Genomic DNA, 14494 nt, shown 5'->3' on the forward strand with positions numbered 1-14494 from the left:
CATCCCTCCACCGTGGACGATCCGACCGGGTCGACCGGCGCCGGCCCGGTTCCGTCCGCTGAGGACGGCCCCGCCGCACGAGCGGTGCGACCGGACCGTCCTCAGCGGACGACCGGGCGGCTGCCGGGGTGATCCCGAAGCGGTCGGGCGAATCCGCGAACAACGGCGGTGGGACCAGAATATTTTGCGTCCGTGACCGACACGCGACAGGGCCTCACCGGGCGCCCCGCTCCCCGCCCTGTTCCCACCGCCTCCCCCCTTCCCCCGCCTCCCGCCCGCGCGCAGGGCGAGCGCGCCGCCGACCGGGCGCCCCGGGTGCTGTCCTGGCTGCAACGCGTGCACGCCACCGGCCGCGAGGACCTCTGGCGCGGCGACGGCCTGGCCGCCCTGATCGTGATCGGGCTGGCCCTGCTCGCCGGGCTGGTCTCGCAGATCGCCGCGGACCTGCCCCGCCTGGAACTGCTGGTGGTGTGCCTGGCCGGGCTGCCCGGCGCCTACTCGCTGGTCTGCGCCGTGCGCGTCGCCCTGCCCCGGGGGCTCGACCCGGACGACCTGGACGGCCGCCGGCCCGGCTCGTGGCCGCACTCCCTGCACAAGACCACCTCGATGCTGATCAACGCCTACGACGAGGCCCTCGACCACGAGGCCGAGGACACCGCCGCCGACGTGCAGACGATCGCGGGCATCGCGGAGCGGAAGTTCGCCCTGGTCCGCCGGGCCGTGCGCTGGCTGATCGTCACCGTCGGCGTGCTGGTCGCCGCGCTGCTCGTCGGCATCGTGCGCCTGGTGGTCCTGCTGCTGACCTGACCGGGTCGTCCGCCCCCGCCCCGCCCCGCGCCGCGCCGGGCGGGGGCTACTCGACCGCGCTCGCCGACTTCACGTTCACGTCGACCCTCACGACGTTCTCCCGGATCGCCTCGGCCACCGCCTGCTTGATCTTCGCCGCGTCGAGGTCCCGCTCCTGCGCGTACGCCTGGGCGAGCTGGTCGAACGCCGCGCGCAGCCCCGCCAGTTCCAGGGCGACGGCCTCGCGCGCCCGGTCCCGCGGCTCGTTGCGGGTCTGGATCACGCCGTCCAGCACGTTGCGGCCGTCGTTGCCCCTGAGCTGGATGATGGCCTCCTGCGTCCACGCCTTGAACTCGTCCTTGGTCGGCATGTCGTCCCCTCCGTCGAGGTCGTTGGTGAAGACGTCCCAGGGGAACCCGTCCCCGACGTCCCAGTGGTCCCCCGCGCCGTAGGCGCGGTTGTAGGTCCGGTGGTCGCAGATCCCGGCCTGCCCGGCCCGGACCTGCTCGACGGTGAGCACCCGCTTGGGGATGCCCAGCGCGTCGCACTCGCGAGCCGCCCAGGCGGCGAAGTTCCGCACGATCTGCCTGGGGTTCGCGCACCCGTCGACGGGGCTCTCCGACAGCCACTGGGCCCGCGTCCACCGGGCGAACGCGCACATCTCGGCGTTGACCGAGATCGGGTTGCCGCTGCCGAGCGTCCACGCCGCACGCGAGCGGTCGACCAGGTCCAGCACCCCGCCCGCGTCGATGACGGCGTGCGAGGAGGCGTTGTCGTTGCCGTCGAAGAACGCCGCGAGGTCACCGCGGGTGCGGGCGCCCTCGGCGGTGTGGGCCACGACGAGCCTGACCTTCGCGCCGTTGCGGCTGTTGCTGCCGTACGCGGCCACGGGTCACCACCCGCCGGACCGCGGTGCCGGGCCGTGCGGGACGTCGACTTGCATCATGTGCTCCACGAGGGGTCGCGGCTCCGCACCCGTCCGGGGCGGAGCACCGGGGAACCGATCGCGCCCGGACCGGCCGTGCGCACAGGCCACATACCGAGACCCCGGCGGAGCGTTACACCCGGCGGTCGCATCGGGACCCGATGGAGATGAATTTGCGCCGAATGGATGATCGTCGTTGGGCTTTCCGTTGCAGGGCAAGGAAATCCGCTTGACGAAGGACCGGTTGATCTTGCCGGAGCCCTGCGTGCCGACATGATCACCGTCGGTGAAAAACCTTTTAGGGGTGTAACGCGAGACCTTTTCACCACGACTTCTGCGAGCGGGACTCATGATCAGTTGGCTCCCGGAGACCTAGCGACAGGCATGGTGGATGAACGATCCGGAGATCGTCTGCGGACCGGTGTTGCGGCGCGTGAGCCCCGACTCCGTGACCGTGTTCGTGGCCCTGCGCACCCCGCGCAAGGTCACGCTGCGCGTCTACTCGGGAGAGACCCCGCAGGGCGCGGGTACGGCGGTGGTGCAGGTGGGCACCGCCGAGACGGCACGACTGGGCGAGCGGCTGCACGTGGTCGCCGTCACCTCGGCGGTCGCCGAGGGCGGCACCCCGGCGGCACCCGGTGCCGACCTGCGGTACCAGTTGTTCCTCGGCCCGCCCGACGGCAGCACCGCCCCGGTGCCGGACGGGGCGGCGGCCACCACGCTCCTCTCCCCCGGTGTACTGCTGGCCGGCGGGGAGCTGAGCCCCGACCCGGTGGGCGTGGTCGGGTACCCGGCGGCCGGACGGCGGCTGCCGGGGTTCCAGGTGCCGCCGGACGACCCGGCGGGGCTGCGCGTGCTGCACGGCGGCGACCGCGGGCCCGACGCCGACGGCCCCGACGCCCTGGCGACCGCGGACCAGCTCGTCCGGGACGCGCTGACCGACCCCTCGACCGGCGTGCGCCCGCACCTGCTGGTGCTCACCGGGGACCAGGTGCGCACCGACGACGCCTCCGCGCTGCTGCTCGCGCTGGTGCGGGCGACCGCGGCCAAGTGGGGCCTCGCCCACGACCAGCTCCCGGGCCTCGCCGACGACGAGCAGCCGGCCGTGCTCGGCACGCACCGCCGCGCCGCGCTCGCGCGCAGGATCGGGCTGCGCGCCGCCGACAACCACCTGCTGTCCTTCGCCGAGCACGTCGCGCTGCACCTGCTGGCGCTGTCCGACGCCGCGTGGCCGGCGATGCCGGCGATCGAGCAGGTGCACCCCGACCTGGACTGGACGCGGCTGCCCGACGAGCTGCGGGCGAAGATCGCCGCCGGCGCGCCGTACACCGCCCCGGTGGTGGTCGAGGGCGAGGTCGAGCTGTTCACGGCCTACCTCCGGGCCCGCGAACGGCTGGTGGCGTTCCGCTCGTCGCTCCACCGGGCGCGCCGGGCGATGGCCAACGTGCCGGTGCTCAGCACGATGGGCGCGCACGACGCCGCGCCCGGCTGGAACGCCTCGCGCGCCTCGGCGGTGAAGCTGCTCGGCGACCCGGCGGGCAAGCGGGTGCTGGTCAACGCGCTGGCCGCGAACGCCGTGCTGCACGCCTGGGGCAACACCCCCGGGCAGTTCACCGGGACCGCACCGGGCGCGCAGCTGCTCACCCGGTTGCAGACCTGGCTGGCGCCCGCCGTGCCCGCCGCGGCCGGCGCGGACGTGGACGGCCTGGTCGGCGCGCCGTCGACCGCCCTGGCGCGCCCGGCGACCGCGCTGACCTACAGCTGGGCGCTCACCCGCGACCGCTGGCAGCTGCTGTTCCTGGACACCCAGACCGACCGGGGCTACCCCGCCGCCGCGGGCGACCCGCCCGCCCCGCTGCGCGACGAGGGCGTGGTGGCCGCGCTGCGGCTGCTGCCCGAACCGACCGCCGGCTCGGTGGCGCTCGTCGTCTCTGCCGTCCCGCTGGTGCTCACCCGGCGGCAGGAGCAGGCCGACCCGACCGCGCGGCCCTACTCGTGGTCCTCGCACGCGGCGTCGCTGCACCGCACGATGACCAAGATCACCACCGAGGAGGTGCCCGGCACGGCGGGGAAGCGCACCCGTCGCGTGCTGGTGCTCACCGGCGGACAGGGGCACGCGTCCGCCGTGCGGATGCGGTTCTCCGCCAAGGCGCCGGCCTACGGCAGCGGCACGGACGCGGTGGAGGCCGTGGTCGGGCAGCTCACCGCCGCGCCGCTGCGCAACACCACGGCGCTCGGGCGGCGGCTGCACGTGCAGGGCTACGACCCGCAGGCCGTGCTCGCGCCGTGGCGCGACTTCGCGGGCTGGGACCAGGCGCACACCTCCGCCGCGACGCAGAAGCCGCTGCCGGTCGGCGTGCGGCTCACCGGCGCGGCGCGCACCCCGGCGACGTGGACGATCGAGGGCAGGCCGCAGGTCGCCGAGGTCACCCCGGACCTCCGCACCACGGTGAGCCCGCACTGGGCGTGGCGCGCCGACTTCCTGCGCAGCTCCCTGCTCGCCGCGCCGCGCCCGGAGGACCTGCTGGAAGTGGCGGAGCAGCCCTGGCCGTGGGAGGACCCCCACGAGCCGCCGCCCACCCCCGCCGGCGCGCCGAAGGCGTGGAACCTCGCGCGCTACCGGTACGCCGCGCACAACCACGACCACCACCGCAACTGGTGGGCCGCCGGGTCCGAGCTGGTCGGTGAGAGCGCTCTCGGCGACATCACGTTCAGCACGGTCCCCGCGCCCGCGCCCGGCGCGCCGGCCACCACCCCGCCGGTGGTGCCCGGCGCCGTCGCCACCGCGCACGCCGCCCAGTGGTGGTGGGCGGAGGACGGCCGGGAGACCGCGCGCCGCACCCGCTTCGACATCGGGTTCGAGCCCGGCTGGGGCTGGTACGACGACGACCGCTACGACGGCAGGGCGCTGCGGCGCGGCGACTTCGACGCCAGGCCCGGCGTGCAGGCGTCGTACTGGGGCGTGCGGCAGAGCGCCGGCACGCACGTGGCCGACCTGCAGGGGGACCTCGTCGAACTCGGTTTCCTGATCGCCGGCCGCGATCCCGCGGGCAGGTTCGAACAGTTCACCCAGTGGGCCGTGCGCGAGTTCCAGGTCTACGCCCGGCAGGCGAAGGGCGCGCGGGAGAAGGAGTACCCCGGCACCGAGCCGTCCCGCTACCTCGACCGCCTGGAACCGGTGGACATCCCCACGGACTTCCGCTTCGACCGGCCCGAGGACCAGGTCACCGGCGTCGTGGACCGCAACACCCGGAGGCTGATCAGCCACTGGCTGGCCAACCGCCTGCGCTGCCCCGTGGTGATCGAGGCCATGGTCGTCGGCGGTGGCAACCCCACCGGTGTCGCACCGGGCAGGGGGAACCTGTGGCACCACACCGAACCCGGTAGGGCCACCAGCGGCTCCTGGCGCGAGTACGCCACCGACTTCACCGGCCGCTTCACCGTGGCCGAGGCCGACTCGGTGGCCCAACCACCCTCGACCGACCCGGCGGGCGGTGAGGACAAGCGACCGCGGATGGTGGTGCTCAGCGCCTGGACCAACAACATGGGGGCCTCCAAACCGCTGGTGCAGAGCGGTATCACGCCCGACCCCGCCAACGGGGTCGTCGGGCGGCCCGAGGTCACCGTGCAGGTCGACGGCGGGCAGATGAGCCGCGCCGAGACCATGTGGAAACGGCTGGAGATGAAGCCGGAGACCATGCTCACCGGGAACCCGACCGTGGCCGCGCTCGTCGCGGAGATCGCGACCCCGGCCGGCACCACCGACGAGCAGCGCGCCGGCGCGCGGCTGGCCGGCCGGCGCAGGTTGTCGACGTACAAGGTGATCCGCGCCGTCGCCGAGGTGGAGGCGATCGGGTACTTCGACGGGATCAACGGCTACGACAACGCCTTCCTGTCGATGGGGCCGTGCCACTGGACGATGGGCAGGTTCCTCCCGCAGCTGCCCACCCCGGCACCCCCGCTGCCCGGTCCGCACGACATCGCGGTCGACCCGGAGTGGACCGTGGAGAAGGGGGAGTTCTGGGGGTTCCTGGCGCTGCTGGAGCACCTCTACCCGGAGGCGTTCCACGAGCACTTCGCCGCCGACGGCATCCGCCCGGCGAAGAGGTGGGGTGAGACCGGGGTCTGGGACGGCACCGGCCGCAAGTACGCCAACCACGCGATGCTGCCCGACGACCTGGCCCCGCGGGCGCTGGACGCCACTGTGCGGGAGTACGACTACTTCCACTCCTGGCACGTCTTCTACCGGATGCTCATGGCCGTGCGGACCAGCGACGACGTCCGCCGCGCGATGTACCGGACGGCGGGTCAGCGGATCTGCGACGGGCTCGGCGCCACCTGGCCCCACGACCCCGGTGATCCCCCCGAGCCCGTGCCTCCGGACACGGCCGGGGACGCCGGCACGACGCGCCGCCCCCGCATCGGTGAGGTGGTCACCTCCGAGTGGGGAGTCGCGCTGCTCTACCGCTGGCACATCCTCAGCCCGGCGACGGTGTTCGGCCCCAACCCCGGCGACAAGATCTGGCACAACCAGCTGCGCCCCGCGTACGCCGTGGCGGTGAACGGCGAGTGCGGCACCTGCGCCGAGGCCGTGCGGCGCGCGCCGCTCGACCCGTGGTCGCCGACCGGCGGGCCGCGGGTGGCCCCGGACTTCACCGGTGATCCGGCCGGTTGGGGCGACGCGCACGAACACGCCCTGGTCGCGGGGTTGCTGCACCGCGCCAACCACCACGTCCGCGGCAACCTGCAGAGCACGACGAACGAGGTCAGCGCCTGGCCGCTGTGGTTCACCCACCCGGCCCAGCTCAACAAGGACTTCAAGCTGGAGATCAGGGACCTGCCCGCGCCCGGCGTCACCGGCGTGGACCCCGCCGTGTTCCCGGTCAGCGAGCGGCAGCTCAAGCGCGAGCGCGGTTCCTTCCTGCTCGACCGCGAGGGCCTGCCCCACCCGTACGGCCACGGCAACACCGCCCCCGGAGGTGGCGCATGAGCACCGACCAGGACCTGCTGACCCGTCTCTGGGCCGAGCTGCGGGAGTTCGCCGAACCCCTGCTGCTCGCCGCGGACGGCCCCGAGCAGCGCGCCGAACTGGCCCGCCGCCTCGGCTGGGACCTCGACGCCCTCGGCGAACGCCTCGGCGTCGAGGACATCACGACCCTCGACGCGCAGCTGACCACCTGGGTCGCCGGCGTGCGGTCCGCGCTGGCCGCCGTCGAGGAGCTGCTCGACGGCGGCGTGCCGGACTCGCTGGAGGTCGCGGCGGAGCACGCCGCCGCCGTGGGCGAGGCCATGGGCGCGCTGCGGGGCCTGCCGCAGCCGTGGAGGGCCACCCTGCCGCCGTCGGTCCTCGCGCACATGGGCGAGGACCTCACCGGTCACCTCCTGGACGGCTACCTCGCCGACCGGGCCCCGCTGCTGCGCCGCGCACTCGCGCTGCTCGGCGTGCTCGACCCCACCGGCGAGGGCCCGGCGGGCGGACCGGACCCGGACGACGCCGGCCGCCCGGTGCGGCTGCCCCACCGCCGCGCCGCGGTGCACCCGGATCGCCTGGTCGGCCTGTTCGCCGATCCGCGCGCCGTGCTGACCGACGTGTACGGGCCGGGTGACGACCTCGCCGCGCTCGCCGACGCGCTGTTCCCCCGGATCGCCGCCCTGCTCACGGAACTGGGCCTGACCGCCTCGTACGGCGTGAAGGCGGGCTCCGGTCCCGACGTCGGCGGCGGCACCGCCGAGGTCTCCGCGCACATGCTGACCGTGGGCGGCACGGTCGGGGCCGGTGACGCGAAGGCGTCCTGGGGTGCGAGCATCGCCCTGTCCCCGGACGAGTCCGGCGGCCTCGGCCTGGTCGTGGTGCCCCACGGCGAGATCGACTTCACCACGGCCGCGGGCGGGTGGAACCTCGGCGCGGGCGTCGGCGCCGGCGGTGCCGCGTTCGCCATCGGCTCCGGGGGCCTGGTCGTCGAGGGCGCCGGCACCGAGGTGGACGTCGAGCTGACCGCGGCGCGGCGCACCGCGCAGGACGGGCCGGCGCTGCGCGTCGGTTCGGCGACCGGCACCCGGTTCGAGCTGGACGAGTTCCTGGTGCGGCTGTTCGCGCGGCTGCGCCCGAACGGCTCCGACTACGGGCTGTCGGTCGGCGCGGAGAAGGCGGCGCTGGTCGTGCGGCCGGCCGCCGACGGCGACGGTTTCCTGGCCACCGCGCTCAAGGGCGTGGAGTTCCGGGTGCCGATCACCGCGGCCCTGGCCTGGTCGCGGGCGGGCGGGCTGGTGCTGGGCGGCGGCGCGTCGCTGGACACCGGCGCGGTGCCGCTGCACCTCCGGCTCGGCCCGGTCACCGTCGAGGCCGTCCGCCTCGCGCTGGCCGCCTCGGTCGCCGAGCGGAAGCTCGCCCTCAGCGCGTCCACCGACCTGCGGTTCGACCTCGGGCCGGTGCGCGCCACCGTCGACGGCCTCGGGGTGACGGGCGAGCTGACGTTCCCCGACGGCGGCGGCAACCTCGGCCCGGCGCAGCTCGGCGTGCGCTTCACGCCGCCGACGGGCGTGGCGCTGCGCGTCGACGCCGGCGTGGTCACCGGAGCCGGTTTCCTGTCCTTCGACGAGGACGCCGGACGCTACGCGGGCGGGGTCGACCTGGAGTTCGCCAAGGTCCGGCTCTCCGCCCTCGGGCTGCTCACCACCAGGTTCCCCGACGGCCGCTCCGGGTTCTCGCTGCTGCTCGTCGTCAACGCCCGGTTCCCGCAGCCGATCCCGTTGGGCTTCGGCTTCAACCTGGCCTCGGTGGGCGGCCTGCTGGGCGTCAACCGCTCCTTCGACAAGGCGCGCCTCCAGGCCGCGATCGGTGACGGCTCGCTGGCCGCGATCCTCGCGCCCGGCGACGTCATCGGCCACGAGACCGACCTGCTCGGCCGCCTGGAGTCGATCTTCCCGGCCTCCCCCGGCCGGGTCGTGTTCGGCCCCACCGCGCGGCTGACCTGGGGCACGCCCGCGGTCATCACCGCCGACCTGGGCCTGGCCGTCGAGCTGCCCAGGCCCGTGCGGCTGGTGGCGATGGGCCGGGTCAGGGTGCTGCTGCCGCACGAGGACGCGCCGGTCGTGGAGATCAACCTCGACGCGGTCGGCTTCCTCGACTTCGGCGAGGGCACCCTCGACGTCGACGCCCGGCTCTACGACTCGCGGGTGCTGGAGTGGACGCTCACCGGCGGCATGGCGCTGCGCGCGCGGTGGAGCGGCGACGGTGACTTCGTGCTCAGCGCGGGCGGTTTCCACCCGCGCTACGCGCCGCCGCCCTCGTTCCCGAAGCTCGCGCCGCTCGCGCTGGCCATCGGCAACCCCGGTTCGGCGGTCAGCGCCCGGTTCAGCTCCTACCTGGCGATCACCGCGAACACCCTGCAACTGGGCGGCCGGGTCGAGGTGCACGCCAAGGCCGGCTCGTTCACCGCGGACGGCGCGGTCGGCCTCGACGTGCTCGTGCAGCTGGACCCGTTCGGGTTCGAGGTGGACCTGGACCTGCTCGTCGCGGTGCGCTGGCAGGGGCACCTGCTGCTCGGCGTGGCGGCGTCGCTGCACCTGCGCGGTCCGGGTGAGTGGCACGTGCGCGGGCGCGCCCGGGTGGACGTGTTGTTCCTGTCCGCCGAGGTGGCCTTCGAGAGCCGCTTCGGCCGCGCCCCCGCGCCGATCGCCCCCGCCGCGCGACCGGTGCTGTCGCTCGTCCGCGACGCCCTGGCCTCGCCCGGCGCCTGGCAGGTGGACGACCAGGCCGCGCTGCCCGCGATCACCGTCCGGCCGGGGGCCGCGAGCCGCGGTCTCCTGGTGTCGCCGTCGTCGCGGATCACCGCGCGGCAGCGCGTGGCGCCCCTGGGCGGCCTGCACCTGGACCACTTCGGCACGGCGCCGATCGCCGGCGACGCGCGGATCGCCGTCACCGGGGCCGACCTGGGCGGGCGGGCCGCCGAGGTGATCGAGGTGCGCGACCCGTTCGCGCGGTCCCAGTTCTTCCGGCTCGGCGACGAGGAGCGGCTCGCCGCGCCGTCGTTCGAGGCGATGCCGTCCGGTGTGGTGTTCACCGCCGCCGGCGGCACCGGCACCGCCGACTCGGCGGGGACCTTCGTCGAACTGGGTTACCGGACCACCGTCGTCGACGCCCTGGGCGCGACCGCCCGGCTCGCGGCGGCCGGCCCCGACCACGTGCTGACCGCCGACGAGCTGCTGGTGCTCGCCGGCGGCGGCGCGGCCGGCCGGGCCGCCACCCGGGACAGCGGGACGGCGCGGTTCGCCGACCCGCGCCTCGGCCTGGCGCTCGACGTGCGGGACAACGCGTACGCGGTGGTCGACGCCCGCACGCTGACCGGGGTCGCCCGCGCGGCGGCCGGCCCCGACCACCCGGCCGCGGCGACGCGGCTGACCAGGACCGAGGCACTGGACCGGCTGCGGCGCGCGCCCGCCGGACCGGAGCCGCTGGTCGTCGTCCCGGTGAGCGAGACCGCCGACGCGGTCGCCGCCACCGCAGAACGCCGGGCGGCCCGCCCGGAGAAGGAGACGGTGTCGGCATGACGGCGCCCAGTGAGCGGCCCACCCGGTCCTCCGCAGCACGACCGGCCGGCCGCCACCTGCTGTCGTGGGTGCGCGACCCGCTGGCCGCGCAGCTCACCGAGACCGACGACGGCGCCCGGCCCGTGCCCGCCCGGGGCAGGTTGGGCACCGGCCTGACCGTCAACGGCGTCCGCGTCGCCGGTCCCGACCTGGAGCTGCACGGCCCCGGCGACGTGGTGGGCCTGGACGAGCGGCAGGTCGTGCGCACCGAGCCCACGCCCGGCGCCACCGCGGCCGAACCGGAGTACCTGGCCGCGATCGACTTCGACGACCCGGCGCTGCCGTGGCGGCTGACCCCGCTGGCCCCGCGCCCGTCCGACGGCCTGCTGCGGCCGTGGCTGGTGCTGGTGGTCGTGGACACCGCCGAGCCCGGTGTGGCGTTCGCGCCGCGCCGCGCCGACCGGCTCGCCGTGCTCACCGCCCCCGGCCGGGTGCTCCCCTCCCTGGCCGACAGCCCGGCGTGGGCGCACGCCGACGTGATCACCGCGGGGGACGAGACCGTCGAGGACGTGCTCGCGGGGCACCCCGAGCGGGCCGTGTCGCGACTGGTGTGCCCGACGCCGCTGGTGTCCGGGCGGCAGTACCTGGCGTGCCTGGTGCCGGCGTTCGCGCACGGCGTCGCGGCCGGGCTGGGCGACGAGCCCGCCGGGGACACGACCGGTCCGGCGTGGCTGCCGGGCGCGGCCGAGGTGCGCCTGCCGGTGTACCACTCGTGGCGGTTCGCCACCGGACCCGGCGGGGACTTCCCCTCGCTGGCCGCGAAGCTGCGGGCGACGACCCCCGGCGACGGCCGGCGACGGCTCGCCTACCGCGGCGCCGACCCCGAGCTGGACGCCGCGCTGGGCGACAACCCGGGCATCGCCCCGGTGCTGCCCGCGCTGCACCCCGCCGGGGCGACCCCCGACCGGCCGGTGCCCGCGTCGTGGTCGTTGGCCGTGCGGGTGCTGCTCCAGCGCGGGGAGACCGAACTGGCCCCGCCCGTGTACCTCGGCGCGCACGCCGGGACGCCGCGCGGCCTGCCCGCCGACGCCCCGCCGTGGCTGCTCACCCTGAACACCGACCCCCGGCTGCGCGCCGCGGCGGGCATCGGCGCCCAGGTCGTGCGCGAGGAGCAGGAAGCCCTGATGTCGGCGGCCTGGGCGCAGGCCGCCGCGCTCGGCCGGGCGAACGCCGAGCTGAGCCGGGGCAGCACCGCCCGCGCGGTCGGCGACAACCTGCACCGGCGCCACCTCGCCCCCACCGACCCCGCCGGGTTCGCCCGCCGGCTCGACGCGGGCGAGGCAGGGGCGGACGACGAGGCGGACGTGGTGCTGCAACGCGCGGCGCCCGTGCTCGACCGGCTGCCCACCGGCACCGGGACCGTGGCCGGGGAGCTGGCCACGCAGGACGCGGCGGCGGGCGCGGTGACGGCCGCCGCGACGCGCGCGCTGCGGCCCACCACGGCGGTCGCCAGGCGGGCCGGGGCGACCCCGGCGGCACCGCTGGTGGCCCCGGTGAGCAGGTTGGCCAGGGCCGAGCTGCCGCTGTTCACGCCCCCGGCCGGCGACATCGCGTACCCGACGTTCGACTGGGTGAACTTCCGCGGCTTCCCCCGGCCCGGCGGCGACACCGTGGCCGGGGCGTCGCCGTGGTGGCGGGCCTGGGCGCGGCCGGAGGCCCGGCGGCCCCTGGTCACCCCGGGCCGGCACGGGCTGATGGCCGACGTGGTGACCGCGGAACCGAACCCCTGGGTGCCCGGTGGCCTGCGGATCACCGTGGACCGGGACCTGGCACCGGACGGCACGTGCCGCGCGCCCGCACCGGGCGCGTTCGAGGTGCCGCCGCCCGACGGGTTCCCCGCCGACGCGGTGCTCGCCGCCGGGTCGCTGATCCGGGGTCGGGACAGCGTGCCCGCGCTCGCCCTGCTCTACCGGCGCGACGAGTACGTGGACGGCACGTACCCGCAGTACCGCACCCACCACCTGGTGCGGTGGGTCACCGGGCTCACCCCCACCGGGTACGGCACCGCCTCGGGCCTCACCGAGATCGGCGCGGCGCGCTGGCAGCAGGTCCACCCGTACCGGTACGACGGGCCCCTCAGCCTGAGCGCCCGGCGCGTCGCGTCCGGTCCCGACGAGCTGGTCGTGTTCGTCGCCGACGGGACCGGGATCACCGGCGTCGCGTCCCGCCCGGACGGGACGATCACGAGGGGGTTCAGCTACTTCGACGAGAGGTACCACGGCCGTCAGGCGGCCACCACCGTCGCGTGGGTGCCCCCGACGTCCCGCGAGGAGCGGTCGGAGCCGACCGACGTCGTGGTGGCGTGGCTGCGCGAGGCGACCGACGGGTGGGGCGGTCCGGTGTGGGAACTGCGCTACACCGGCATCCGGTCCTTCTTCGACTCCCCCCGGCCCGGCCAGGCGGTGACCGCCGCCACGATCGGTCCCCGGCTGGAGGGCGAGGAGAACTTCCCGTCGCTGGACCTGGTCGTCACCGAGGTCGGGGGCGGGCTGGACGCGCAGCTGCTGGCCCACGTCACCTACCCGGTCACCTCGCCGGACGACGGCAGGACCGAGTGGCGGACCACTCAGGTGCGCCAGGTGGTGAGCGACACCGCGTTCGAGCCGGTGCCGCCGCCGGAGGTGGAGCCGTGGCCCGCCGGGGCCCGACCGGGCGGCACCGACCCGGAGGCGGGGGTCGCGGCGAAGCCCCAGCCGGACCCGGTGCCGCCGCCCGGCCCGTTCCCGGGTCCGTTCCCCGAGCCCCAGCCGGCGGAGGAGCTGCCGGTGGAGGAGCTGCCCGCGCCGGAGCACCCGCACACGACGGCGGCGGTCGGCGTGGGCGCGGCCGGACCGCGGACGCGGCGGATCGTCGGGGACGTCGACGAGACGCGGCGGGCCAGGGTCGCCGCGTTCGCCGACCGGTTCGTCGCCGCGGCGGAGGCGCACCAGCGGCGGACGGTCACCGAGGTGACCGCCACGCCGGGCGACGTGTGGCACGAGGCCGACTACGAGGTGTCCTCGCTGGTCGGTGAGGTGTCGGCGGCGCTCGCACCGGGCGAGACCATCGCCCGCCGGGTGCTGGACCGCATCGCGCTGGACGGCGCGCCGCTGCCCGGTGCCCCCCTGCCCGGGGCCCCGCGCGGCCTCACCGCCGACGGCGCGGAACCCGACCCGCTGCGGCCGCGGTTCTACGAGCCGGTGTTCCCGCAGCCCATGTCCGGGCCGCTGCTGGAGCGGTTCGCCGAGCTGGTGGCGCCTGGCGCGGACGCGCTGCCGCCTGACTGCCTGGCGCTGATGACCGGCAACGGCGAGTTCGTCGCCGCCTACCTGGCCGGCGTCAACACCGAGTTCGGCCGCGAGCTGGTGTGGCGGGGCTACCCGTCGACCGGCCGGGCCACCTGGTTCCGGCGGTTCTTCGACACCCGCGGCACGACGGCGGGCGACGACGACGGCGACGTGCTGCCGATCGAGCGGTGGGGCGACCGGGAGCTGCGCGAGGTGGCCACCGGCGCGGCGTCCGGCGACGGCGTCACGCTGCTGGTGCGCGCCGAGCTGCTGCGGCGCTTCCCCAACACCGTCGTGCAGGCCGTGCCCGCGGTCCGCACCGCCGCCGGGCGCGAGCCCGGCGGCCCGGCGGTCAACCCGACGGCCACCGGCGTCCTCGGCGACGACCTGGCCGTGTTCACCTTCCCGCTGGACCCGGCGGACCTGCCCGGTCACCCCGAGCAGGGGGCCGCCGGCTGGTTCTTCGTGTTCGCCGAACCACCCACCCAACCGCGGTTCGGGCCGCAGGGGGCCGCACCGGACTGGTCCCGCCCCGGCGGTCCCACCGCCGGCGGGCTGCTGCGCCTGCCCCACCGCGTGGCGATCCACGCCTCCGACCTACTCGACGGAGCCACCGCATGACCACCCCGACCTACGACTGGCGCACGGCCGTCGACACCCCGATCGCGCTGCTGCCGGTGCGCCTGGAGACGCGGTTCGTCGGCACGTCGCTGCTCGTGCGCATCTACCCGGACACCCTCCACGTCGACACCCACGAGCCGCTGCTCACGGCCGACGAGGTGACGGCCGGGCTGGCGTTCTGGCAGACCACGCGGGCGAACGACCCGCCGGAGACCGCCGACCAGGCCACCCGCGGGCGGATGGCCGGCGAGGCCGACCGGGCCTGGCAGGAGCTGGCCGGCCGGTTCGGCGCGGCCCGCGCCGCCTG

General features: G+C 76.1%; 6 protein-coding genes. 5 read left to right on the plus strand and 1 reads right to left on the minus strand.

Features of this window, described 5'->3' with window-relative positions; genetic code table 11:
• Positions 1–192 precede the first annotated feature (192 nt).
• Positions 193–807, plus strand: coding sequence for a Pycsar system effector family protein (locus tag ACR807_RS36940; RefSeq protein ID WP_438926156.1), 615 nt, complete (start codon positions 193–195; stop codon positions 805–807).
• Positions 808–853: 46 nt separating this feature from the next.
• On the opposite strand, the gene ACR807_RS36945 is transcribed toward ACR807_RS36940, so the two are convergent.
• Positions 854–1675: a peptidoglycan recognition protein family protein gene (locus ACR807_RS36945; protein ID WP_438926157.1), complete on the minus strand. Its 822-nt coding sequence runs from the start codon at positions 1673–1675 to the stop codon at positions 854–856.
• Positions 1676–2102: 427 nt separating this feature from the next.
• Between ACR807_RS36945 and ACR807_RS36950 the strand changes: the two genes are divergently transcribed.
• The 4 genes from ACR807_RS36950 to ACR807_RS36965 all read left to right on the plus strand — a co-directional run.
• Entirely contained in the window at positions 2103–6701 is a 4599-nt protein-coding gene (locus ACR807_RS36950) for a hypothetical protein (protein ID WP_438926158.1), read from the plus strand.
• Complete coding sequence (locus ACR807_RS36955; protein WP_438926159.1) at positions 6698–10261, plus strand: DUF6603 domain-containing protein; 3564 nt, start codon at positions 6698–6700, stop codon at positions 10259–10261. The genes ACR807_RS36950 and ACR807_RS36955 overlap by 4 nt, the downstream gene beginning before the upstream one ends.
• Positions 10258–14187: a hypothetical protein gene (locus ACR807_RS36960; RefSeq protein ID WP_438926160.1), complete on the plus strand. Its 3930-nt coding sequence runs from the start codon at positions 10258–10260 to the stop codon at positions 14185–14187. The genes ACR807_RS36955 and ACR807_RS36960 overlap by 4 nt, the downstream gene beginning before the upstream one ends.
• Positions 14184–14494: hypothetical protein (locus tag ACR807_RS36965; RefSeq protein WP_438926161.1), on the plus strand; the 311-nt coding region annotated here is incomplete at its 3' end. The genes ACR807_RS36960 and ACR807_RS36965, both read left to right, overlap by 4 nt.

Source organism: Saccharothrix sabaoui, assembly GCF_051756985.1.
In the GTDB taxonomy this organism is placed as follows: domain Bacteria; phylum Actinomycetota; class Actinomycetes; order Mycobacteriales; family Pseudonocardiaceae; genus Actinosynnema.

Bases quoted from the DNA above. Each gene is read 5' to 3' on its own strand.
- ACR807_RS36950 (WP_438926158.1), top strand. From the start codon at position 2,103: ATGAACGATCCGGAGATCGTCTGCGGACCGGTGTTGCGGCGCGTGAGC.
- ACR807_RS36955 (WP_438926159.1), top strand. From the start codon at position 6,698: ATGAGCACCGACCAGGACCTGCTGACCCGTCTCTGGGCCGAGCTGCGG.
- ACR807_RS36960 (WP_438926160.1), top strand. From the start codon at position 10,258: ATGACGGCGCCCAGTGAGCGGCCCACCCGGTCCTCCGCAGCACGACCG.